This window comes from Azospirillaceae bacterium, from assembly GCA_028283825.1.
In the GTDB taxonomy this organism is placed as follows: domain Bacteria; phylum Pseudomonadota; class Alphaproteobacteria; order Azospirillales; family Azospirillaceae; genus Nitrospirillum.
In genome coordinates this window covers 2,368,381-2,390,959 of record JAPWJW010000003.1, presented here as the reverse complement: position 1 = coordinate 2,390,959, position 22,579 = coordinate 2,368,381, and the positions used below count along the sequence as shown (strand labels likewise).

Annotated in this window: 19 protein-coding genes and 1 tRNA gene; 7 read left to right on the top strand and 13 right to left on the bottom strand. The window is 68.0% G+C overall.

The window, feature by feature from the left end:
- Nucleotides 1-26 precede the first annotated feature (26 nt).
- A complete protein-coding gene (locus PW843_22980; GenBank protein ID MDE1149429.1) occupies nt 27-818 on the top strand; it encodes an SDR family NAD(P)-dependent oxidoreductase in 792 nt (263 codons plus the stop codon).
- A 150-nt stretch (nt 819-968) separates the two neighbouring features.
- Here the strand turns inward: PW843_22980 and PW843_22975 are convergent, their stop codons facing one another.
- Nucleotides 969-1,676, bottom strand: a complete 708-nt coding sequence (locus PW843_22975) for a hypothetical protein (protein ID MDE1149428.1) — start codon at nt 1,674-1,676, stop codon at nt 969-971.
- A 339-nt stretch (nt 1,677-2,015) separates the two neighbouring features.
- Here PW843_22975 and PW843_22970 point away from each other — a divergent pair, with 339 nt between their 5' ends.
- Together PW843_22970 and PW843_22965 are read left to right on the top strand one after the other, a co-directional pair.
- A complete protein-coding gene (locus tag PW843_22970; protein ID MDE1149427.1) occupies nt 2,016-3,029 on the top strand; it encodes a hypothetical protein in 1,014 nt (337 codons plus the stop codon).
- 12 nt (nt 3,030-3,041) lie between these two features.
- Nucleotides 3,042-3,425, top strand: a complete 384-nt coding sequence (locus PW843_22965; protein MDE1149426.1) for a hypothetical protein — start codon at nt 3,042-3,044, stop codon at nt 3,423-3,425.
- A gap of 153 nt (nt 3,426-3,578) precedes the next feature.
- Here the strand turns inward: PW843_22965 and PW843_22960 are convergent, their stop codons facing one another.
- From PW843_22960 to PW843_22920, 9 genes are all read right to left on the bottom strand, one after another.
- Entirely contained in the window at nt 3,579-3,908 is a 330-nt protein-coding gene (locus tag PW843_22960) for a hypothetical protein (GenBank protein MDE1149425.1), read from the bottom strand.
- A 54-nt stretch (nt 3,909-3,962) separates the two neighbouring features.
- Nucleotides 3,963-4,355 carry a type II toxin-antitoxin system death-on-curing family toxin gene (locus PW843_22955; GenBank protein MDE1149424.1) on the bottom strand — a complete coding sequence of 131 codons (393 nt, stop codon included), beginning with the start codon at nt 4,353-4,355 and terminating at the stop codon, nt 3,963-3,965.
- Nucleotides 4,352-4,576 (bottom strand): AbrB/MazE/SpoVT family DNA-binding domain-containing protein, encoded by a 225-nt coding sequence (locus PW843_22950; protein MDE1149423.1) that lies wholly within the window; start codon nt 4,574-4,576, stop codon nt 4,352-4,354. The genes PW843_22955 and PW843_22950 overlap by 4 nt, the downstream gene beginning before the upstream one ends.
- A gap of 128 nt (nt 4,577-4,704) precedes the next feature.
- Nucleotides 4,705-5,649 (bottom strand): hypothetical protein, encoded by a 945-nt coding sequence (locus tag PW843_22945; protein ID MDE1149422.1) that lies wholly within the window; start codon nt 5,647-5,649, stop codon nt 4,705-4,707.
- 403 nt (nt 5,650-6,052) lie between these two features.
- Nucleotides 6,053-6,142: transfer RNA gene (locus PW843_22940), tRNA-Ser, on the bottom strand.
- Between the two features lie 120 nt (nt 6,143-6,262).
- Nucleotides 6,263-7,138: an EamA family transporter gene (locus PW843_22935; protein MDE1149421.1), complete on the bottom strand. Its 876-nt coding sequence runs from the start codon at nt 7,136-7,138 to the stop codon at nt 6,263-6,265.
- A 25-nt stretch (nt 7,139-7,163) separates the two neighbouring features.
- Complete coding sequence (locus tag PW843_22930; GenBank protein ID MDE1149420.1) at nt 7,164-7,646, bottom strand: NUDIX hydrolase; 483 nt, start codon at nt 7,644-7,646, stop codon at nt 7,164-7,166.
- A 232-nt stretch (nt 7,647-7,878) separates the two neighbouring features.
- Nucleotides 7,879-8,604 carry an acetoacetyl-CoA reductase gene (gene phbB / locus PW843_22925; GenBank protein MDE1149419.1) on the bottom strand — a complete coding sequence of 242 codons (726 nt, stop codon included), beginning with the start codon at nt 8,602-8,604 and terminating at the stop codon, nt 7,879-7,881.
- Nucleotides 8,605-8,820: 216 nt separating this feature from the next.
- On the bottom strand, nt 8,821-9,996 hold the full coding sequence (locus tag PW843_22920; GenBank protein MDE1149418.1) for an acetyl-CoA C-acetyltransferase: 1,176 nt from the start codon (nt 9,994-9,996) through the stop codon (nt 8,821-8,823).
- A gap of 408 nt (nt 9,997-10,404) precedes the next feature.
- Between PW843_22920 and PW843_22915 the strand changes: the two genes are divergently transcribed.
- Together PW843_22915 and PW843_22910 are read left to right on the top strand one after the other, a co-directional pair.
- Complete coding sequence (locus PW843_22915; protein ID MDE1149417.1) at nt 10,405-10,974, top strand: TetR/AcrR family transcriptional regulator; 570 nt, start codon at nt 10,405-10,407, stop codon at nt 10,972-10,974.
- Nucleotides 10,975-11,072: 98 nt separating this feature from the next.
- Nucleotides 11,073-11,981, top strand: coding sequence for an SDR family NAD(P)-dependent oxidoreductase (locus tag PW843_22910; GenBank protein ID MDE1149416.1), 909 nt, complete (start codon nt 11,073-11,075; stop codon nt 11,979-11,981).
- Nucleotides 11,982-12,020: 39 nt separating this feature from the next.
- On the opposite strand, the gene PW843_22905 is transcribed toward PW843_22910, so the two are convergent.
- Together PW843_22905 and typA are read right to left on the bottom strand one after the other, a co-directional pair.
- Nucleotides 12,021-12,395, bottom strand: coding sequence for a cupin domain-containing protein (locus tag PW843_22905; protein ID MDE1149415.1), 375 nt, complete (start codon nt 12,393-12,395; stop codon nt 12,021-12,023).
- 297 nt (nt 12,396-12,692) lie between these two features.
- Complete coding sequence (gene typA, locus PW843_22900; protein ID MDE1149414.1) at nt 12,693-14,513, bottom strand: translational GTPase TypA; 1,821 nt, start codon at nt 14,511-14,513, stop codon at nt 12,693-12,695.
- Nucleotides 14,514-15,252: 739 nt separating this feature from the next.
- Here typA and PW843_22895 point away from each other — a divergent pair.
- Nucleotides 15,253-17,043 carry an autotransporter assembly complex protein TamA gene (locus tag PW843_22895; protein ID MDE1149413.1) on the top strand — a complete coding sequence of 597 codons (1,791 nt, stop codon included), beginning with the start codon at nt 15,253-15,255 and terminating at the stop codon, nt 17,041-17,043.
- An 11-nt stretch (nt 17,044-17,054) separates the two neighbouring features.
- Complete coding sequence (locus PW843_22890) at nt 17,055-21,581, top strand: translocation/assembly module TamB domain-containing protein (protein ID MDE1149412.1); 4,527 nt, start codon at nt 17,055-17,057, stop codon at nt 21,579-21,581.
- A gap of 273 nt (nt 21,582-21,854) precedes the next feature.
- Here the strand turns inward: PW843_22890 and PW843_22885 are convergent, their stop codons facing one another.
- On the bottom strand, nt 21,855-22,520 hold the full coding sequence (locus PW843_22885; GenBank protein MDE1149411.1) for a LysE family transporter: 666 nt from the start codon (nt 22,518-22,520) through the stop codon (nt 21,855-21,857).
- Nucleotides 22,521-22,579: the final 59 nt, after the last annotated feature.

Genomic DNA, 22,579 nt, shown 5'->3' with positions numbered 1-22,579 from the left:
GCTGGCATCAACTCAGGAGACTTGTCATGGACCTCAAGATCATCGGCCAAAAGGCCATCGTTTCCGGTTCCACCGCCGGCATCGGCCTGGAAATCGCGCGCAAGCTGGCGCAGGAGGGCGCGCACGTCGTCATCATCGGCCGCGACCAGGCCAAGGTGGATGCGGCGGTGGACGGCATCCTGAATTCCGGTGGGACGGAAGTGGAAGGCGTGGTCGCCGACGTGACGACCGCCGCCGGGGCGGAGGCGCTGTTCGCCCGCGTGCCGGCGGCCGACATCCTGGTCAACAACCTCGGCATCTATGAAAGCCGGCCGTTCGCGGCGATCAGCGATGCCGACTGGCAGAAATATTTCGACGTCAACGTGATGAGCGGCGTGCGCCTCAGCCGCCACTACTTCCCCGGCATGCTGGCGCGCAAGGCCGGCCGCGTCATCTTCGTGTCCAGCGAGACCGGGCTGGCGGTGGATCCCACCATGATCCACTACGCCATGACCAAGACGGCGCAGTTGTCGATCGCGCGGGGCATGGCGGGCTTGACCCGGGGCACCGCCGTCACCGTCAATTCCGTCATGCCCGGCCCCACCCGGTCCGAAGGCATCGTCGACTTCCTGAAAAGTGTCGCCAGCCACCCCGACGTCACGGCGGAGCAGGCGGAGGCCGAATTCTTCACCGGCCCCCGCTCCGGCTCCCTGCTGGGCCGCATGATCGAGGCGGAGGAGATCGCCAACCTGGTAGCCTATCTGGCCAGCCCCTTGTCCGCCGCCACTAATGGCGCGGCCATCCGGGTGGAGGGCGGGCTGATCAACAGCCTGGCGTGATAGGCAGCGGTGGCGTGGGTTTTCAACGCACGCCACCGTAGGCCCCGACGGGGCCGCCGGAAGTTTTTGGGAAGCGTAGCGGACTGAAAACTGAGGAAGCCCAGCCAGCGGATGCTGGCGCCCGGCGCATGAGGGACCTTGATAAGAGGTTCAGGAATGATGGCCGGCGTGGGCGTCGTCGTCGGTCAGGCTGAAGCCACCCCCGCCGCCTCCCCCGCCGCCCATTCCCATGCCCTGGCCGCCGCCCTTGTCCCCGCGCTGGCCGTCGTCCTTGTCCTTACGGTTGTTGCCGCCCGGCGCCGGGCGGGCCGGGCCCTGCATGGGAATGGCGAGGCCGGCGGGGATGGGGTCCAAATCCAGGGCGGCGCGGATGAAATCGCGCAGCGCCACCACCAGGGCCTGCGTGTGGATGGGCCGGCCCGCCACCAGGTCGCGCGCCGCCTGGTCCGCCAGCCGGACATGCGCCTCCGTGCCCAGCAGGATGACATCGGACAAGGCGGCCTCCACCGCGTCGCGGATGCGCCGGGCGCGGTCGGACCCGCCGATGGCGGCCTCGCGCTGCAAATCCAGGGGGCCGGGGGCGGGTGCGGCCAAGGCGGCCTCCTCCTCCCGCCGCAGCAGGTCGCGGTGGTGGGTGGGATCCACCGTCAGGTCGCCGGTGAACGATCCCCCCAGCGTCTTGTAGGCGGCGATCAGGACGCGCAGACGTTCATTGATCTGGCGGTTCGCCCGCTCGCGCCGCTGCTGGATGGTGGACATCATCACCAGCCGGATACCCACGCCGATCAGCGTGACCAGCGCCAGGCCGATGAAGGTCATCAACAAATTCTGCCAGGAACTGAAATCGAGGCTGCGCAGGGTTCTTCTCCCGTCTTGGGGGCCGGCCCGCCGCCGGCGGAAGCAAGATAGGGCGGCCGCGCGGCGTGACCACAACCGGGCCTGCGAAAGCGGCCGACCCCCGCCAAGGCGATGGGCCAAACAGGAATCATATCCGCACTTAAAACACCCTAAGCGCGAGATTCCAATTGCCGAAATGTTCCCTGTATGTTCCTATCCATTCCAGCCATCATGGGAATGGAGAAAGGAATGACCGGGGCGTTTGACGCCACGCAAGGCCACCCCCTTGCCCGAAAGAATTCAGAGACTTGGCTGGCGGTCAGCTGTGACGCCCGGGGTCCGGCCTGGGGTCCGTTCCGCTTGCTGCAGCGGACGGCGGCGGGCTGGTCGCCCCGTCCCCGCGCGGCATTGGACGCCTTGCTGACCGCCGTCATCGGCGGGGGCGACGTGGCGCAGCTGTATGCGCGTCTTCTGCCCATCGCCCGCGCGCTCAACCAAGGCAACCTGGCCCAGGCCGTCATCGGCACGCAGTACCTGCGCCTGCCCCCGATCAGCCAGGTGCGGGCCCGCAAGGCCCTGCGCCGGATGGGGTCCGGTATGGTCAAGAGCGCCGTGGCCAAGGCCGCCGTGGACGACCCCGACCATCCGGGCTGGCCGGAGGGCGCGCCCGATGGCCAAGGGGGCGAATTCCGCCCCAAGGATGGCGCCGACCTGGTCGGCAACGCGCCGGAAACCAAGCCGGACAACGACGCCAAGCTGGAACGCCTGAAGAAGACCAGCCAGAGCCTGGTGCGCCGCGCCCTGCGCAAGACCGCCACCCGCGTGCTGACCTGGCGCCGGGGCGCCCGCATCGCCGCCGAACTGGGCAGCAACGTCATCCCCGGCGTGGGCGAGATCGCCGACGCCGCCCTGCTGGCGGAACTGGCCCAGGACGCTTACGTCCTGCGGCCCGAATTCGAAGCCGCCGCCCGGGCGACGTTCGAGTATGTCGAGGCCGACCTGCGGCCCTTGGAAGAATTGATGATGAGTTCGGAACAGGAACTCTTCTCCAGCATCCGCGCCTTCAAGAAAGGTGGGGCGCAGACGCGGGAAGACCTGGAAAAGCGCTTCGGCAGCGCCGGCGACGGCTACGACTATCACCACATCGTCGAACAGTCGGCCATCGGCCAGGACATATCCCAGGACCTGATCCATTCGGTGGAGAACATCGTCCGCCTGCCCAGGGTGCTGCACGAGGAGATCACCGCCGTCTTCAACGGCCCCGCCTATGAGGGCGCCGTCATCAGCCTGCGCAAATCCCTGAAGGGGGCATCCTATGAGGTGCAGCGGGTGACGGGCATCGACGTGATGAAGAAGCTGGGCTTGATCCTATAGGGGTTCCAAACGATGACACCGCAAGAACACCAGGCCCGCGTGGCCACCCTGATCGGCGATTTCCGCGCCGCCACCACCCAATACTTCCAGGCCGCGTTCCTGGACCATCATCGCACCATGAAGAAATACCTGAAGGCGATGGGCGTGGCCGTCCGCACCCTGGACACGGTGCCGCCCGACGGCCGCATGGAGATGCTGCCCCTGCTGGACGACCCCGACGACGGCATCCGCAGCTACGCCGCCGCCTACCTGTTCAGCCAGATGCCCGACCGCGCCAAAGCCATCTGGGACGACATCATGATGAGAAGCCGCCATCTGGAAGCCAGGGAAAACGCCGTCAAGCACAGCATCATGACCGAGCACTTCCCGGACAAGTTCATCGAGGCGTTCAGGTGAGGGTACGTGACGGGGGGCGGGCCCGATGTTCAATTATCCTAAACCTGAACGCAGGAGTGCTGACAACCGCGGACATTGGTCGGGCCGTTTACGTCCTGGATGCGACGCTGGTGACCTACCCCGCCAGCATGGTTCGGCCGATGCGCGCGACCATCACCGCCGTGCCGGCGACCAACCAGGCGGTGCTGAGCGTCCCGGCAGTCGCAGCATCACGCCAGCGAAGGCGCCGACGATCCCCATGATCGTGATGACAGAGCCAGGCGCGTGAAAGATGCCGGTGATCAAGCCACCCACGATGCCGCCCACGATCATCGCGGCGCGGAGCTCGCTGGTGGTCGCCCCGTACACGATGTCGCCGCCGCAGCCGCGGCACACGCGCAAGCCACGGGCGGTGACGTAAGCGCACAGGGGGCAGGAGATCTCATCACCGGTGACGGCGGCGGGCTGCTGGGCGGTCAAGGCGATCCCGGGCGGCATGTTCACCGCCTGGGCCCCGGTACAGCGGGTTGATGGCCGTTGATCCCGGGGCGCGGCAGGTCAGGCCTCGACGCTGTGGTCGGCCACCCACAGACGGAACTCCTCCTCAAACCGTTCACGGGCGGCGACGGAGAGGATCATGTCGGCGGCCTCCCGCTCGCTCACGTCCAGGAACAGGCCATTCAGAATGAGGGTCATACCCAGCGCCACGAAGCCTGCCCGCTTGTTGCCGTCCACGAAGGGGCGGTTGCGCAAGATGCCGACGCACACCACCGCCGCCAGGTCGAATACCGTAACCGGCCCCTCGGAATAGGCGAGGATCTGGTGGGCGCGGGCCAGCGATGCCTCCAGGGCGCCGCGATCCCGCAGGCCCGGCGCGCCCCCGTGCTCCACCAGCAGTTCCGCATGCAGGTCGATGATGGCTTCTATGGGCGGAAGAATCAGTTCCGTCACTTGGCCAACACCGCCATGGCGCGGCGGTAACGGGCGGAGAAGGCCCGGCCGGCGTCCATGGCCTTGCTGTAGGCATCATCGGACTTGGCGATTTCGATGCGGCCATCGCGCACCGACAGGGTGACCTCGTCGCCACGGTCCAGGTGCGCCTCGGCCAGCACGTCCCGAGGGATGGTGATCCCCGTGGAGTTCCCGACCTTGGTCAGCTTGGTGGTGTGCATGGCGCGCTCCTTACATTGCTACGCCATTATGTAATTACGGCCGTTCTTACGTCAAGGGGCGGCACCGTAAGGCAGGCAGGTGACCCCTACCATGTCAAGGTAGCGCTCTCCGATAGAGCGTGACGCCTCTATTTGATAGGCGCCGCCGACGGTCGTGTCTCACGGCGGTGCAAGCCAATATACCGAGCTATCTTGCGCTTGGCAGTGGGCGTAATGGTCAAGGATGGGACCTGATCCAAGTCGATCATGATCGGTTCTTCGCGACTGCCATAGGCGTCCCAGAGCGGGAGGTTTGTATCCTCCTCAATGGGAATTTCTCCACCGTCCTCCGCATCCCCGGCCCGCGACAGGTCCACGATATTGACGACCTGGGCGCCTTCCACAAGGTCCAGGCTGACAAACTCAGCAACGGAGAAGGGATTCCGCCGGTACTTCGCCTTGAAAGCCGCCAGCGCCGCTTCGGGGGTGGCGGCTGATATGGTGTCGCGGCCCCATACGCGTACATCTCCGGTCCAATCGATTTCATACCAATGGAGGTCCGATTCCTCCCGATCTTCATTTGGCACCTTCGATGCGATGGGATTCGGCCGCCTTGTGTGAAGGGGGATCACCGTCGCCGAACCCCGATGCTTGGCTTTCACCTCATCCACAATAGTTTCGACTTCTGCTTGGTACTCGCCGAGAGCTTCATCGTAGAGATCATCGAAATAGAATTTGAGGTCGCGCGTGACATCCGCCTTCATAAGGGTGTCCATAGACTCAAACCAATTCGGCAGGTCGATCTGAATCGCCCCCTCTTCAATATTGATCTTAATTCCGGTTAATGTTCGAAATTCCGGGCGGGGCGCAGGTTCATCATCTAAATCTTCGTCGTCGACCTCAGCTAAATGGTCGCCCCAACCCTCCATAGCAACATCGCGCAGGGCACTTAGCTCGTCGATGAGATCGTTCAGAATGTCCACGCGCATAGCCGGGTTTACCTGCTCAGCGAACCATGCAGGCAATTTTACATTGGCTGTACCAAAGGCAAGGTCGAGTTGAATGCCTGTCAGGCGACGCGTATCCGATGACATGCTACCCACCAGTGAAATGGTTCAGGTAAGCGTGACAATTACGCGAGAAGCAGTCCAGCGCTACGGCCGGCTGTAAGGTGAAAACTTCAACCGATGCCCCTGAGCCGCCCCCCGGGGCCGCCGCCGTCCAAGGCGTCGCCATTGTCGTCATGCCCATCTCGCTGCCCAAGACGACGGCATCCCCTCGTTCAGCCTGCCCGATTTTTCAGGCATGAAATCGGCGGCCAGATGATACTCGACTGGATGAGGGACAAGCACCGGACTTCGGACTGACAAGACGCTCGCCTTGCTACAAGCGGCCAGCCTTGTAGCACCTATGTAGCAAATGAAAATGGATTCGCCCGGTCCTGAGCGGGTCAGGCCGGGATCATACAGGATCGTAAGCGCCTGATTTTAAAGGAAATGGCGGAGAGGGTGGGATTCGAACCCACGGAACCATCGCTGGTTCAACGGTTTTCGAGACCGCCCCGTTCGACCGCTCCGGCACCTCTCCGTATCCATTCCCGTGTCCGGCCCCCGTTTTGCTGTCGAACGGGAAAGGGGCCGGCTGGCGAAGCGGCGCGGAAACTAGCGGATGCGTGCGGCTTGCGCAAGGGGTATCTGGGGCGGGTGTTTATGCGGGGCGCGGACGGCGGCTGGCGATGACGGCGCCGGTGATGATCAGCAGGCAGGACGCCGCCACCACCCAGCTGGGCTGGGCCCGACCGGCCAGGATCAGCAGCAGGGTGGACATGAGCGGCGTGGCATAGCTGAGCGCACCCAGGGTGTGGATATCGCCGCGCTTCATGCCGATGTCCCAGGCGAAGAAGGCGGCCCCGACCGGCCCCAGGCCCATCAGCGCCAGCAGGGCCCACTGGCCGGCGTCGGGCACCACCGTCACCTCCAGCGCCACATGGCAGACGGCGGACAGCACGGCGGTGCCTAGGCAGAAGAAGGCCACGGCGTCGGTGGGCACCGAGCCCAGCAGGCGCGACAGGGTGGAATAGGCACCCCAGGTGACGGCCGCCCCCGCCGCCGCCAGGAAGCCCGGCAGATAGGCGGGGTCGACATGCACGCCCTGGCCGCCCGTCACCAGCAACACCGTGCCGGCCAAGCCGACGCAGGCGCCCAGCACCTGGCGCCGCCCCAGCCGTTCCCCCGGCAGCAGGCCGGCGAACAGCACGATCAGCAGCGGCCACAGATAGTTGATGAGGTTGGCCTCCGCCGCCGGGGCGGACTTCAGCGACAGGAAATAGAGGAAGTGATAGCCGAACAGCCCGCCCACGCCCAAGGCCCAGGCCGCCGGCGGCTGCTTCACCGCCGCCAGGGGCGAGCGGCCGCGCGCCACCATGGCGACGATGCCGGTCAGGCCGCCCACGGCGAAGGCCACCGCCTCCGTCTCGAACGGCGGGATAGGGCCGGTCAGGGTGGTCAGCAGCGCCAGGGTCGCCCACAACAGGATGGCGCCGGCCCCGATCAGGGTGGCCCGCCGCACGTTGGCTTGGTTCATATCCCCATCTCTTTTCTTCGGTATTTCAGCGGCCGAACCGCGCGGCCCAGCCCAGATCCACCACCGCCTTGATCGATGGCCAGGTCACCAGCCGGTCGCAGTCGGCCCGGGTTCCCCACAGGGCTTCGGCCGCGTCGTCGCCGGCCACCGGGTCCCCACCGACATACTCCGCCATGATTTCCACGATGGTGAAGTGGAACCGTATGCGGGGTTCCACCTCCGGCCCCGTCCCCGCGGGCCTGGGGTCGCGTGTGATGCCGTCCACCGCCGTCAGCACGGTGTAGGGCCGGCAGGTCACGCCCGTTTCCTCCCGCACCTCACGCGCCGCCGTCTGGAACAATCCTTCGCCCAGTTCCTGGCTGCCGCCCGGCAGGCACCACTCGCCGGCCAAGGGCGCCTTGGCCCGGCGGATCAGCAGCAGCTGGTCGCCCTTCCACACCAGCACGCCCACGCCGACACGCGGCTGGTCCGGGTACAGATGGGGCGATGAGGGCGGCTGAGCGGACATGGGGACATCCAAAAACAAAGGGCGGGCCCGTCACCGGAACCCGCCCCCGTCATACCGCAAACCTCATGCGCCAGGCCAACGTCTCAACCAACCAACCGCGCCGCCCTGACTTGCCCGGAGCGCAGCGACTAGCCCGCAACTGCGGGCGCCGCAGCTTTCCGGGGAGCCGCAGGCGGACTGGAAAGCGAGGACAGCCGAGCCGGCGGATGCCAGCGCCCGGCGCCTGAGACCATCAATACATATGCTGCCCGCCGTTGATGGACAGGGTGGAGCCGGTGACGAAACCGGCGTCGTCCGCCACCAGGAACAGCACGCCGCGGGCGATCTCCTCGGCCTTGCCCAAGCGGCCGACCGGGATCTTGGCCACGATCTTTTCCAGCACGTTGGCCGGCACCGCGCGCACCATGTCGGTGTCGATGTAACCGGGGGCGATGGCGTTGACCGTCACGCCCTTGGCCGCGCCTTCCTGCGCCATGGCCTTGGTGAAGCCGTGGATGCCGGACTTGGCAGCGGCGTAGTTCACCTGGCCGTACTGGCCCGCCTGGCCGTTGATGGAGCCGATGTTGACGATGCGGCCGAAGCCGCGCGCCCGCATGCCGTCGATGGCCACCCGGCAGGTGTTGAAGCAGGAGGCGAGGTTGGTCTGGATGACCTCGTTCCACTGCTCGAACGTCATGCGGTGGATCACGCCGTCACGGGTGATGCCGGCATTGTTGACGATGATCTCGATCGGGCCCAGGTCGGCCTCGATCTTGCCCATGCCGTGGCGCACATCCTCGAAATTCGCCACGTCGAAGCGATAGGCCGGGATGCCCGTCCGCTCCGTGAATTCGCGCGCCTTCTGCTCATTGCCGGCGTAGTTGGCGGCGACCTTGTAACCGGCGTCCTTCAACGCCACCGAGATCGCCTCGCCGATGCCGCGGGTACCACCCGTCACCAATGCAACACGCGCTGTCATCTGTTCCTCCCCTACGAGTCAGAAATCGACCATCAAGCGTTCACGCCACAAAAGGAGGATCGGCATCACGCCCAGTTTGGCGTCCCCATTCCTCCCCCCCGTCCGGCCGGCACGGGCGGTGATGCCACCACCCGTGCCGGCCCTCAACGGGCACCTAACCAGTTGCGCAGCCGGAAAGATCAATCCAGCCGCAGGCCCTTTTCAGAAAAGGGCCAATCAGTCGCGGGCGACGCACATGGCGATGCCCATGCCGCCGCCGATGCACAGCGTGACCAGGCCCTTCTTGGCGTCGCGCTTCTGCATCTCATGCAGCAGGGTCACCAGCACGCGCGCACCCGAGGCGCCGATGGGATGGCCCAGCGCAATGGCGCCGCCGTTGACGTTCACCTTGTCGGCCGGCCAGCCCATGTCCTTGTTCACGGCACAAGCCTGGGCCGCGAAGGCCTCGTTGGCCTCGATCAGGTCCAAATCGGCCACGGTCCAGCCGGCGCGCTGCAGCGCCAGCTTGCTGGCCGGGATCGGCCCGGTGCCCATGATGGAGGGATCGACGCCGGCCGTGGCCCAGGAGACGATGCGGGCCAGCGGCTTCACCCCGCGCTTGGCGGCGTTCTCCGCCGTCATCAGCACGACGGCGGCCGCACCGTCATTGATGCCGGAGGCGTTGCCGGCGGTGACGCTGCCGTCCTTGGCGAAGGCCGGGCGCAACTTTGCCAGGGTTTCGGCGGTGGTGCCGGCCTTGGGGTATTCATCGGCCTCCACCACCACGTCGCCCTTGCGGCCGGGCACGGTGACGGGAACGATCTCATCCTTGAAGCGGCCGGACTTCTGCGCGGCTTCGGCCTTCTGCTGGCTACCGGCGGCGAAGGCGTCCTGGGCCTCGCGGGAAATCTCCCACTTCTTGGCCACGTTCTCAGCCGTGGTGCCCATGTGATAGTTGTTGAAGGCGTCCCACAGGCCGTCCTTGATCATGGTGTCCACCATGCTGGCGTCACCCATCTTGGTGCCGTTGCGCAGGTGGATGGCGTGGGGGGCCTGGCTCATGCTTTCCATGCCGCCGGCCACGATCACCTCGGCCTCGCCCAGGCGGATGGCCTGGAAGCCCTGGGCCACGGCGCGCAGGCCGGAGCCGCAGACCTGGTCCAGGGTATAGGCCGTGCGTTCCACCGGCACGCCGGCGGCGACGGACACCTGGCGGGCGCTGTTCTGGCCGGTGGCGGCCTTCAGCACATGGCCCAGCACCACTTCCGACACCTCGGCGGCATCGACATTGGCGCGGCGCAGGGCCTCGGTGACGGCCACGGTGCCCAGCGCTACCGCCGGCAGGCTGCTGAGCGCGCCGTTGAAGCTGCCGATGGGCGTGCGCGCGGCACTGGCGATGACCACTTCGACCATGATGGTTTCCTCTCTTCCCGAACGATTTTCATCTTGCACGCCCCATCCCATCGGGGCCGTCACCATCAAGGTTAACGGCATCGATGGGCAAGGCGGTGGAAATTCCGTCAGGCAGCGGCCAAAAGCCACCCCTCCCTTTAGTCTTGGCCATTTACCATACCGTGCGCAAGCGCGGTCGGTGGCGGCCACCACCACCAAAGCGCGAGACACCCATGCGGCGGCCTCGCGTCTTAGAATGAAATCTTAACTTGGAAAATGGGCCGGCCGCCCTGATGCGCATCAATCGTAAGGTGTTTTCCGCTGCGCACCGAACGGATGACCGAGTGACCGGCTGTGACACGGCGCACTTTAATAAGGTGAGCGGGGCCCTATGTTGAGCGTGCACTCACTCATCAAGCGACGCGTCCCATGGCCCGGCCCAAAAGCGAAGACAAGCACAACGCCATCCTGGCGGCCGCCACCCAGGTGGTGGCGGAGCAGGGGGTGGGCGCGCCCACGGCCCGCATCGCCAAGCTGGCCGGCATCGCGGAGGGCACGCTGTTCACCTATTTCCCCACCAAGGACGACCTGCTGAACCAGCTGTACCTGACGATCAAGGGTGGATTGCGGGCGGAGATGATGACGGCCTACCCGGGCGACGCGCCCTTGCGCGACCGCGCCCACCATGTCTGGAACGCCTTCGTCGATTGGGGTGTGCGCGTCCCCGCCCAGCGCCGCGCCATGGCCCAGTTGATGGTGTCGGACCGGCTGACACCCCAGACGCGGGTCGAGGGCAGCGCCGGCTTCGCCCGTCTCGATCAGTTGGTGCTGGACGGCGTCGCCCAGGGCACCCTGCGCGACCAGCCGCCCGGCTTCGCCGCCGCCATGCTGACCGCCATGGCCGAAGCCACCATGGATTTCATCCTGCGGGAGCCCGCCGCCGCTGAGCGCTATCGCACCGCCGGCTTCGACGCCTTCTGGAACGCCATTTCCCGCTGACACCCCGGGCGCCGGGACATGTCCCCCGGCGCCTTTCTTTTTGCTGAATAAATGAGTGTGCACATACTCATTATCAACCCAAACCAAGGAGCAATCCCATGAGCCCGACAAACACATCGAAGGTCTGGCTGGTCACCGGCAGCGCCGCCGGGCTGGGCCGCGCGGTGGCGGAGGCGGTGCTGGCCGCCGGGCATCAATTGGTCGCCACCGCCCGCCGGCCGGCGGAATTGGCCGACCTGGCCGACAAGTACGGCCCCCGGGTGCGCATCGCGGCCCTGGACGTGACGGACGCCGCCGCCGCGACGGACGCGGTGTCCCTGGCGGTGAACGCCTTCGGCCGGTTGGACGTGGTGGTGAACAACGCCGGCTATGGTGAGACGGCCCCGTTCGAGCAGATGGATCCGGGGCGATTCCGCGACCAGATCGAAACCAACCTGTTCGGCGTGGTCAACGTCACCCGCGCCGCCATCCCGGTGATGCGGGCCCAGCGCACCGGGCATATCCTGCAAATCTCCTCCGTCGGCGGCCGGGTGGGCACGCCGGGCCTCAGCGCCTATCAGGCGGCCAAATGGGCGGTGGGCGGCCTGACGGAGGTGCTGGCCATGGAACTGGCACCGTTCGGCATCCAGCTTTGCGCCCTGGAGCCCGGCGGCATGCGCACCGGCTGGGGCCAGCGGGCGCGGCAGGCCGTCCCCGACCTGCTGCCCGACTACCAGCCCACGGTGGGCGCCATGCTGGAGATGCTGCGCGACTACATCGGCAATGAGGCCGGCGACCCCGCCAAGGTGGCGCAGGTGATCCTGAGGCTGGCCGACCACCCGGTGCTACCCACCCACCTGCTGCTGGGTGGCGACGCCCTGCATTTCTTCGGGCTGGTCGATGCCAAGCGGGTGGAAGACGCGAAGGCCTGGGAAGCCGTCAGCCGGTCCACCGATGTGGCCCACGCCGGCCCCATCCCACCCTTGCCGGAAACGGCCGGGCCGGTGGCGCTCAGCCTGCCGGATTGATCGGGACGAATGGGGATTTGGGGCCGAACGTGCCCGGCCCTAAACCCACACGTCGTTCTCCGCGGTGCGGTCGCCGGCGGCGGCGGCGGCATCGCCGGTGTTGACCACCCCGCGCGGCTCAATCAACAGCAGCTTCACTTCGGCCACGGAGGACGGCTTGTGCTCCACACCCTTGGGCACCACCGCCATTTCGCCGGCGGCCAGGGTGATGGAACCGTCGCGGAAATCCAGGCGCAGTTCGCCCTCCAGCACGATGAAGGTTTCATCCGTGTCGGCGTGGGCGTGCCAGAGGAAGTCGCCCTGCAACCGCGACAGCTTGAACTGATAGTCGTTCATCTCCGCCACCACCTTGGGCCGCCACTGCTCGGTGAACAGGGCGAACTTGTCGGCGAAGCGGACGGGGGTAGGCGGCATGGACGAGGCTCCGGGTTGGTGGAGGCCGCACCATGCGGACCGGGCGGGGCGCCCGTATTGGACGTTCGTGCGAGACGCACCCAGTACCAACAGCATGAGATGACGACTCATGCTGTTGGTAGGCCGGCGACTGCCGGCCCGGGCCGGCCAGGCCCGTGAGCCAAGGCCACGGATGTGGCCGCCCGGCGACTGAGGGCGCATTTGAGAGATTACGACCAAATGCCGCTGATATAAGCGAAAACCCCGCCCACCTTGCGGTGGACGGGGCTTCGATACTCAACACGACAAGGACAGCGATCAGCCGGCTTCGGACTGCTTCTGGGCGCGCTTGCGGTCGGTCGGGTCCAGCAGGCGCTTGCGCAGGCGGATGGACTTCGGCGTCACTTCCACCAGTTCCTCGTCCTCGATGTAGGCCAGGGCCTTTTCCAGGGACATGTCCATCGGCGTGGTCAGGCGCACGGCCTCATCCTTGCCGGCGGCGCGGATGTTGGTCAGCTGCTTGCCCTTCAGGACGTTCACTTCCAGGTCGTTGCCCCGGCTGTGCTCACCGATGATCATGCCCTGGTACACCTTGGCGCCCGGCTCGATCATCATGGGGCCGCGGTCTTCCAGGTTCCACAGGGCGTAGGCCACGGCCTCACCCTCGCCGTTGGAGATCAGCACGCCGTTGCGGCGGCCCTGGATGGGACCCTTGTACGGGGCGTAGCCGTGGTACAGGCGGTTCATCAGGCCGGTGCCGCGGGTGTCGGTCAGGAATTCGCTCTGGTACCCGATCAGGCCGCGCGACGGCACGTGGAACACCAGACGCACCTTGCCGCCGCCGGACGGACGCATCTCCAGCATGTCGCCCTTGCGCTCGGAAATCTTCTGCACCACGGCGCCGGAGAATTCCTCGTCCACATCGACGACCACTTCCTCGATCGGCTCCAGGCGCTGGCCGTTCTCATCCGTCTTCAGCAGCACGCGCGGACGGGAGATCGACAGCTCATAGCCTTCGCGGCGCATGTTTTCGATCAGGATGCCCAGCTGCAGTTCGCCACGGCCGGCCACCTCGAACGCGTCGGCGTTCGTGGTTTCGCGCACGCGCAGGGCGACGTTGCCCTCGGCCTCGCGCATCAGGCGGTCGCGGATCATGCGGCTGGTGACCTTGTCGCCCTCGCGGCCCGCCAGCGGGCTGTCGTTGACGCTGAAGGTCATGGCCAGGGTCGGCGGGTCGATCGGCTGGGCGGCCAGGGGCTCGGTCACCGCCGGCTCGCAGATGGTGTCGGCGACGGTGGTCTTGGTCAGGCCGGCGATGGCGACGATGTCACCCGCCTGCGCCTCTTCCACGCCCACGCGCTCCAGCCCGCGGAAGGCCAGCAGCTTGGAGATGCGGCCCTGTTCGATCAGCTTGCCGTCGGCGCTCAGCGACTTGATGGCCATGTTGGCGCGGGCGGTGCCGGTCTGGATGCGGCCCGTCAGCAGGCGGCCCAGGTAGGGGTTGGCTTCCAGCGTGGTAGCCAGCATGGTGAAGGGGGCGTCGAGGTCGACCTTGGGGGCCGGCACGTGGCGCAGCACCAGTTCGAACAGCGGGCGCATGTCCTCACGCGGGGCGTCCAGGCTTTCCGCCGCCCAGCCGTTGCGGCCCGAGGCGAACAGGGTGGGGAAGTCCAGCTGCTCGTCCGTGGCGTCCAGGGCGGCGAACAGGTCGAACACCTCGCTGTGGACTTCGTCCGGGCGGGCGTCGGAACGGTCCACCTTGTTGATGACGACGATGGGGCGCATGCCCAGCTTCAGCGACTTGCCCAGCACGAACTTGGTCTGGGGCAGCGGGCCCTCGGCCGCGTCGCACAGCAGGATGACGCCGTCGACCATGCTCAGGATACGCTCCACCTCGCCGCCGAAGTCGGCGTGGCCGGGGGTGTCGACGATGTTGATGCGGGTACCTTCCCACAGGACGCTGGTGCACTTGGCCAGGATGGTGATGCCGCGCTCGCGTTCCAGGTCGTTGCTGTCCATCGCGCGTTCAGCGACCTGCTGATTGTCGCGGAACGAACCGGACTGGCGCAGCAGCACGTCCACCAGCGTGGTTTTGCCGTGGTCGACGTGCGCGATGATGGCGATGTTACGCATATTCATGGACGGTAATCCCGCGAAGCTTGAGGTCAGGACCCGGTCCAAAAACGCGACACGCGCCTGGCTATGGCCCAAAAACAAAAAACCGACCCCTGCCGACGGGCGGAGGGACCGGGTTCTCGCGGGGAATATAGCCATTGGCGGGCCCGGTAGAAAGGCCCGCCGAAGGGGGTTGGACGCAAGAGGGGGTTACGGGTACCGCAAGGCAGACTATAAAATCGCCATTATCTTGTCGGTAAAGCATGTTCCCTGCGACGTTTCCCCCGCGCGGACGGCAAATGCGCCATCAAACGGTAACAAAGATGAGGAACAGCAGCAGGCATAAAATATCTGGGCATAACGTGTCCCCGCCCTAGTTCCCTTCATCCCGGTCCTTTTTCGCCCCAGGCCCCAAGCCGACCATCACCGCAGCCGTTGGAGCCCGCGTCGCCCTTGCCCGCCCCCCGCCCCCAGCGCCGGCCGCCGACCGCCACGGCCGCCCTGGCGCTTTCGACGTCCCTGGTATCCGCCTTGGCCTTGGCCGGCTGGTCCACGCCAGGCCTGGCGCAAAGTGCGCCCACCGCGCCGGCCGCCGCCGCCCCGGACTCGCCGAAGCCTGAGACAGCCAAGCAGGACCAGCCGGCGACCGACGCCGGCGCCACGGACGACGATCAGGACGAAACCCCGGGCAGCGTGCTGGCACACAAAGCGCAGCAGCAGGCCGATGCCGCCCCGCCGGGCGGTGCCACCGACCAGCAGAACGATGAACCGCCGCCGGCCACCTACAAGGTGGATTTCCCATACCGCACCGGGCGTCGCGGCCGACGACGCCCTGATGGACGTGCTGCGCAGCGCGTCGTCGCTGATCACCCTGCAGAACGACCCGCCCTCCTCCCTGCTGGGGTTGGAGAAGCGCATCGACAACGATTACGACAAGCTGGCGGCGGCGCTGCGGTCGGAGGGGTATTTCGACGGCAGCGTCATGGTGAAGGTGGACGGCGATGCCAAGCCGGTGGCCGTGGTCATCGAGGTGACGCCCGGCCAGCGCTACACCATTTCCAAGATCACGCTGGCGCAGGCCGATGGCGGCCCGCCGCCGGGCGGCCCGCTGGACCTGGCCAAGCTGAAGATCAAGGCGGGCGACCCGGCGCGCGGCCCCACCATCCGCGACGCGGAAGCGGCGGTGGCACCGCTGCTGGCCACACGCGGCTATGCCCGGGCCAAGGTGTCGCAGCGCGACCTGGCGGTGGATGTGGCCGCCCATACCATGAGCGTGGCCTTCACGGTCGATCCCGGCCCCCTGATCCGGTTCGGCCCCACCACCTTCACCGGGCTGGGCCGGCTGGATCCCGACGTCGCCAACGGCCGCATCCCGTGGAAGCCGGGTGATGTCTATGATCCCGCCAAGGTGGACACCGCCCGCAACAAGCTGACCGACCTGGGCGTGTTCTCGCAGGTGCGCGTGGTGCTGGACGACAGCGAAGGCACGGCCCAGCCCGACGGATCGCGCGAGGTGCCCGTGCTGGGCCAGATGCAGGAGCGAGAACGCCACTTCATCACCACCGGCCTGACCTACGGCACCACCGACGGGGCCGCCGCCACCGCCACCTGGGGCGACCGCAACTTCCTGGGCGGGGCCGAGGCCTTGACCGTCACCGGGTCGATCGGCGGCATCGGCCGCGACAAGTACCGGGATTCCGACGGGCTGGACTACAGCCTGGGCACCACCCTGAAGAAACCGGACTTCCTCCAGACCGACAACATCCTGAACCTGTCGGCGGTAGCGGTGTCGGAACATCCGGAGGCCTATTCGCGTGACGCCCTGACCCTGGGCGCCATCCTGCAGCATCCGCTGACGCCCCACCTGATGGGCAGCGCCGGCGTGACCCTGGAACAGTCGTCCATCCGCCAGGACCTGACCGGCGACGGCACCATCACCACCACCAACAACACCCTGGTGGGCGTGCCGGTGACGCTGAACTTCGACAACACCGACAACCTGCTGAACCCGACCAGGGGCTATCGCTGGAACGCCGGGGTGACACCCTATTTCAGCCCCTTCGGCGACAGCGGCACCTTCATCATCGGCAAGGCGGGCGGCAGCGGCTATTGGGCGCTGGACGACGCCAAGGATTATGTCCTGGCCGCCCGCCTGAACATGGGCGCCGTCTATGGCGGCACCCTGGCGGCGGTGCCGGCGGACAAGCGCTTCTTCGCCGGCGGTGGCGGGTCGGTGCGCGGCTACGCCTATCAGAAGGTGGGCCCGCTGGACAGCAGCAACGACCCCACGGGCGGCCGTTCGCTGGTGGAAACCAGCTTCGAGATGCGCATCCGCCTGACCGACAGCATCGGCCTGGTACCCTTCATCGACGGCGGCAACGCCTATGAAAGCGCCTATCCGGATTTGAGCCAGGGCCTGCGCTGGGGTGCGGGCCTGGGCGTGCGTTACTTCACCTCCTTCGGTCCTTTGCGCCTGGACGTGGGCGTGCCGCTTGATCGCCGCAGCGGCGACAGCATGTGGCAGCTGTACGTCAGCATCGGCCAATCCTTCTGACGGGACCCGGCATGTCCGATACACCACCCCCTGTGCCCGGCAAGGCGTCCCCCTCCCGTTCCCTGGGACACCATGTGCTGAGTGTGGGCCATGTCGCGGCGTTCGCCATCCTGGGCATCATCGCGGGATTGGCCGCCGCCGTCGGCATCGGCCTGACGTGGGTGGGCACCGGTTCGGGCAGCGCCTACGCCACCCGCCAGGCGGAGGCCAACGTGCCCGGCCTGACGGTGGAGGGGCTGTCCGGCCTGCCCTTCCACCCCCGCGCCACCCGCGTGACCATGGCCGATCCGGCGACGGGCAAGCCCTGGCTGGTGGTGGAAGAGGTGGCGCTGGACTGGCGCCTGATGCCCCTGACCCACCGTGAAGTGGCGGTGGACCTGTTGAGCGCCAAGCGGCTGTGGGTGGACCAGCCGCCGGCCGCAGCCCCGGCCCCGCCGGACGACAAGGTGGCGGCCAGCACCAACCCGCTGGCGCTGCCGGTCAGCATCAGCCTGGCCCGCCTGGACCTGCCGCGCATCGAACTGACACCCGGCCTGGCCGGCGGCGGCGGGGCGGCCCTGTCCACCGGCGGCACCTTGAAGCTGGGCCCCAACCTGGACGGCGACAGCCACCTGACCCTGACGCAGCTGGATGGCGGCAATGCCCATGGCCAGCTGAGCGCGCGCTTCACCGCCCCCGGCCTGACCACGCCCGGCAGCCTGACCCTGGAGTTGCAGGGGCAGGAGGAGGCGGGCGGCCTGGTGGCCCGCCTGGCCGGCCACCCGGAACTGGGCCCGCTGGACCTGTCGCTGAAAGGCAGCGGCCCGCTGGACCAGTTCCAGGCGCACCTGGAGATGAAAGAGACGGCGCCGGCCGGAACCAGCGCCGTGGCCCTGACCGCCGACGTCGGCCTGGCGCGGCCCAAGGGCCAGGCCAAGCGCCTGACCCTGGCGCTGAAGGCCGCCCCCGGCCGCCTGCTGCCGGCCAACCTGGCGCCCCTGGCGGGGGAGGCCGCGACCCTGCAGACCGCCGCCACCCTGGCGGACGACGGCACCATCACCCTGGAAAGCCTGTCTCTGGCCGCCGCCGCCGGCCGCCTGACGGCCCAGGGCACCCTGAAGGACAAGGTCGGCGACCTGACCCTGCAACTGGTGCCCACGGCACCCGATTCCCTGGCCCCGGCCGTGCCGGGCCTGGAGATCGCCAAGCTGGACGCCGTGCTGCACACCACCGACCCCAACGGCGGCAAGGTGGGGGCGAAGAAGGCGCGCGCCGTCACCGCCGACCTGACGGTGGAGGGGGCGGGCTACAACAACGCCCATATCCGCCACCTGACCGCCACCGCCAAGGTGCAGGAGGACGGCACCCGCCTGATGCTGGACCTGGCGTCCAAGCTGCAGGAATTGAGCGCGCCGGGCCTGCCGCCAGCCATGAGCGACCACGCCGACCTGGCCGTCACCGGCGCCCTGGATCGCGCCACCGGCGACATCCAGGTGGACCGGCTGGACCTGTCGGGCGACACCGGCCGCCTCAGCGGCAGCGGCACCGCCCAGGCCTGGGGCCGGCAGGCCAAGGGCACGGTCAGCCTGACGGACGGCGACCTGGCGACCCTGATGGCGCTGGCCGGCGTGGGCGGCCCGGATTCGCCCCCCCCTAAGCCGGGCGAGGAAATCCGGGGTCACGTGGCGGCGACGGTGCAGGCCACGGTGGTGGACGGCATCGCCGACGGCACCATCAGCGTCCGCGCCAGCGACCTGCGCACCGGCCAGCCGACGGAGGACGCGCTGCTGGCCGGCCGGGCGGAGATCGACGGCCGCGTGCGCGCCAGCCTGGACGCCAAGGACGTGTCGGTCGATCCCCTGACCCTGCGCACCGGGGCGGTGGAACTGGCCGGCACCGTCACCCTGAAGAACGACACCCTGACCGCCGACCTGAAGGGCAGCGGCAAGGTAGCGGACAACCCCGCCAGCCTGGCCGCCCACATCGTCAAGACGGGCCCCCGCCTGACGGTGCGCGACCTAGCCGCCGCCTTGGGCCCCAACCATCTGGAAGGCGCGCTGGAGGCCAACCTCGACACCAAGGTCGCCACCGGCAAGCTGGCCGCCACCTTCCCCGACCTGTCCAGCCTGGGCGGCCTGGCCGGCACCCGCCTGGCCGGCCGCGCCAAGGCCGACATAATCCTGGGCACCTCTGCCCCCGGCCCCACACGCCAGGTCAAGGCCAGGAAGGGGCAGCCGGCACCGCCGCCACCCAAGACCGGGCCGGGCCAGGCGGTGGACCTGAAGGTCGCGCTGGACGATCTGGTGGTGGAAGACCAGCGCATCCATGGCATCACCTTGAGCGGCCGCATCGACGACGTGCTGGGCACGCCCCGCCCCAACGTCACCCTGGCCGCCGACGGCATCGAGGCCGGGCAGATCCTGGTCAACAAGGTCAACGCCGCCTGGCGCGGCACCCTGGGCGAGGGCGATCTGACCCTGGCGCTGGACGGTACCGCCGGCGTCAACAGCGTGGGCCGCCGCCGGTCCTTCCAGGTGCAGGCGGCCGGCCACCTGACCCAGCCCACGTCGCCCAAGGCCCCCATGCTGGCCCGCCTGGACCAGCTGGACGGCCAGCTGGACCGGACGACGTTGAAGTTGGCGGCGCCGGCCACCGTCAGCATCGCCAAGGGCGCCATTTCGGTGAAGGGCGTGGACCTGGCGCTGGGCACCGGCCGCATCCGCGCCGACGCGTCGCTGGACGGCAAGGCGGTGACGGCCCAGGTGCAGGCGACCGCCCTGCCCCTGTCGCTGGCAGCCCTGGCCGACCCGGCCATGACCCTGGCCGGCACGCTGGACGCCAAGGTGACGGCCAGCGGCACGGCGGACAACCCCACCGCCGACGCCACGGTCAGCATCCACGGCCTGTCCATGCAGGAATTGGCCATCACCTTCGATTCGTCGGCGACGGCCGCGGCCACGCCCGGCACCGCCACGGCGGCGGCGGACGCCCCACCGCCGGTCGCCACATCGGTCGCCAACAACCCGGCCAACGCCACCGGCGCCGACACCACGCCGGTGAAGAAAAAGCCGCTGGAGGTGAAGAACAGCACCGACCGCCGCCTGAACGCCGACGCCACCCTGACCGCCGCCTGGCATGGCGGCCGGGTGCACGCCACGCTGGACGCGCAGACGGCCGACGGGGCCGTGGATGTGAAGGCGGAATCCGACACGCCCCTGCGCCTGAACCCCGACACCCTGTCCCCCATCATGGAAGGGTCGGTCACCGCCAAGATCACCGGCCGGACGGAGCTGTCGCGCTACAACGACTTCCTGGCGGCGTCGGCCCAGCGCATGGGCGGCAATGTCACCGCCGACCTGGCGGTGGCCGGCACCATCGCCGACCCGCAGGTCACCGGCACCGTCGATCTGGTCAAGGCGAAGTACGAGAACGGCGGCACCGGCACGCAGATCACCGACCTGAACGCCCACCTGGTGGGCGACGCCCGGGGCCTGGCCATCCAGACCTTCCACGGCAGCACCGCCGACGGCGGTGCCGTGGACCTGACGGGCCGCGTCAACCTGGCGGAGGCGGGGGCGGCGGAAAAGGCGCCGGTGCTGGACCTGCACGCCACCACCAAGAACGCCCGCCTGCTGCGCACCGATCCCATCACCGCCTGGGTGGACAGCGACCTGACGCTGAAGGGCCCCATGACCAAGCCGGACCTGGACGGCACGGTGCGCCTGCGCGAGACCTGGGTCGGCCTGCCCGACAAGCCGCCGGCCGACGTGGCCGACCTGCCCGTGCGCTACGTCAACGGCAAGCCGCGCCAGCCGCAGATGCAGACGGGACCGGCCGGCAAGGGCATGGTCGTGCACCTGAAGGTGGACATCAAGGCGACCAACCGCATCTATGTGAAGGGGCGCGGCCTGGACGCGGAATTCGCCGCCGACATGCAGGCCCGGGGCACCAGCCAGGACCCGCAGCTGACCGGCCGCGTCACCCTGGTGAAGGGCGATTTCTCCGCCCAAGGCCAGACCTTCACCCTGACCAAGAGCGACATCACCTTCACCGGCGACAGCGACCCGGTGCTGGACATCACCGCCTCATCCACCAAGGCGGACTTCACCGCCATCCTGAACATCACCGGGCGGCTGTCCAAGCCCACGGTGGCCCTGACATCCGACCCGGCGGCACCGCAGGACGAGGTGCTGTCCCGCCTGCTGTTCGACCGGCCCATCAGCCAGATCAGCGCGCTGGAGGCCCTGCAACTGGCCCAGGGTGTGGCCCAGCTGTCGGGCGTGCTGGGCAGCGGGCCCGGCATCATGGACGACGTGAAGCACAGCCTGGGCGTGGACCGGCTGGAATTCTCCAGCGCCGCCGTGGGGTCCAGCGGCCTGGGCACGGTCAGCGCCGGCCGCTACATCAACAGCCGCACCTACATCGGCGTCAGCCAGTCCATCGGGTCCAGCGAGACCAGCGTCACCCTGGAATACGCCCTGACCTCCCGCCTGCGCCTGAACGGCGCCGTCGGCAGCACGGACGACACCGTGGGCGTGAAGTACCAGTGGGATTATTGATGAAGGGTGTTCGTTCGCCTCAAGCGCCGGCGGGCCATCCGGCCCTTGGCTATCCTCGCGTTTCGGTCCGCTGACGCTACCCAAAACGCTGCGGCGGACGCGGTCGCGTCCTTGTCGCTGCGCTCCGCGCTCTTCATAAGGTAAAGATCTCCCCTCGGGCCGCCAGGCCCGTAGGACGCGACCGCGTCCGCCGGAGATTTACGGGGAGCGAAGCGGACTGGAAATCGAGGATGAGGCAAGGCCACGGATGTGGCCGCCCGCCGCCTGAGGGAACTACTTACTAATAAGCGTCCCCACGAAATCCTGAAGGTTCTCCGGCACCAGGGAGAAGAAGCTGAGCAGGGCCATGATGCCCACCAGGCCCAGCACCACGCCGGTGCCCCGGTTGATCCACATGACCAGGCGGGGCGTGAAGTGGTGGCGGACAAGGAAGGTGCCGCCGCACAGGATGGACCACCAGCTGAGGGAACCCAGGAAGACGCCCAGGGTCATGGTGCCGGCCTTGGCGTGGTCCAGGGCGCCGCCGAAACCCACCACCACGGTGATGATGCCCATGATGGTGATGGGGTTGGTGACCGTCAGGAACAGCCCGGTGCCGACGGCGCCGATCAGGTTGCCGGCATCGGGCGGCGCGTTCTTGCGCTCGTGCGGTTCCTTCAGGAAGGAATGGATGGCGGCCCCCAGCAGGAAGATGCCGCCGATCAGGCGCAGTTCCTTCACGTGCCCCAGCAGCGCGTCCAGGATGGCGTTGACGCCGAAAGCCGCCACGCCGCCGAAGAAGCCGTCGGCCATGGCCGAACCGAAGCCGGTGGCCAGCCCGGCGATGATGCCCCGTTCCACGGTCCGACGGATGCACAGCAGGCCGATGGGGCCGACCGGCGCCGCGATGGCCAATCCCAGGAGTATGCCCCGGATCAACACGGCGAAATCATCGAACAATGCGGGCTTTCCCTAAGAAGTAAGGCCAAGGGGGCGGGCAAAAGGGCGCGACGGCGGCG

Coding starts and splice junctions, on each gene's coding strand:
- PW843_22965 (MDE1149426.1), top strand. CDS start 3,042: ATGACACCGCAAGAACACCAGGCCCGCGTGGCCACCCTGATCGGCGAT.
- phbB (MDE1149419.1), bottom strand. CDS start 8,604: ATGACAGCGCGTGTTGCATTGGTGACGGGTGGTACCCGCGGCATCGGC.
- PW843_22950 (MDE1149423.1), bottom strand. CDS start 4,576: ATGCACACCACCAAGCTGACCAAGGTCGGGAACTCCACGGGGATCACC.
- PW843_22895 (MDE1149413.1), top strand. CDS start 15,253: ATGAACCGCCGCCGGCCACCTACAAGGTGGATTTCCCATACCGCACCG.
- PW843_22890 (MDE1149412.1), top strand. CDS start 17,055: ATGTCCGATACACCACCCCCTGTGCCCGGCAAGGCGTCCCCCTCCCGT.
- PW843_22935 (MDE1149421.1), bottom strand. CDS start 7,138: ATGAACCAAGCCAACGTGCGGCGGGCCACCCTGATCGGGGCCGGCGCC.
- PW843_22910 (MDE1149416.1), top strand. CDS start 11,073: ATGAGCCCGACAAACACATCGAAGGTCTGGCTGGTCACCGGCAGCGCC.
- PW843_22930 (MDE1149420.1), bottom strand. CDS start 7,646: ATGTCCGCTCAGCCGCCCTCATCGCCCCATCTGTACCCGGACCAGCCG.
- PW843_22945 (MDE1149422.1), bottom strand. CDS start 5,649: ATGTCATCGGATACGCGTCGCCTGACAGGCATTCAACTCGACCTTGCC.
- PW843_22920 (MDE1149418.1), bottom strand. CDS start 9,996: ATGGTCGAAGTGGTCATCGCCAGTGCCGCGCGCACGCCCATCGGCAGC.
- PW843_22905 (MDE1149415.1), bottom strand. CDS start 12,395: ATGCCGCCTACCCCCGTCCGCTTCGCCGACAAGTTCGCCCTGTTCACC.
- PW843_22980 (MDE1149429.1), top strand. CDS start 27: ATGGACCTCAAGATCATCGGCCAAAAGGCCATCGTTTCCGGTTCCACC.
- typA (MDE1149414.1), bottom strand. CDS start 14,513: ATGAATATGCGTAACATCGCCATCATCGCGCACGTCGACCACGGCAAA.
- PW843_22915 (MDE1149417.1), top strand. CDS start 10,405: ATGGCCCGGCCCAAAAGCGAAGACAAGCACAACGCCATCCTGGCGGCC.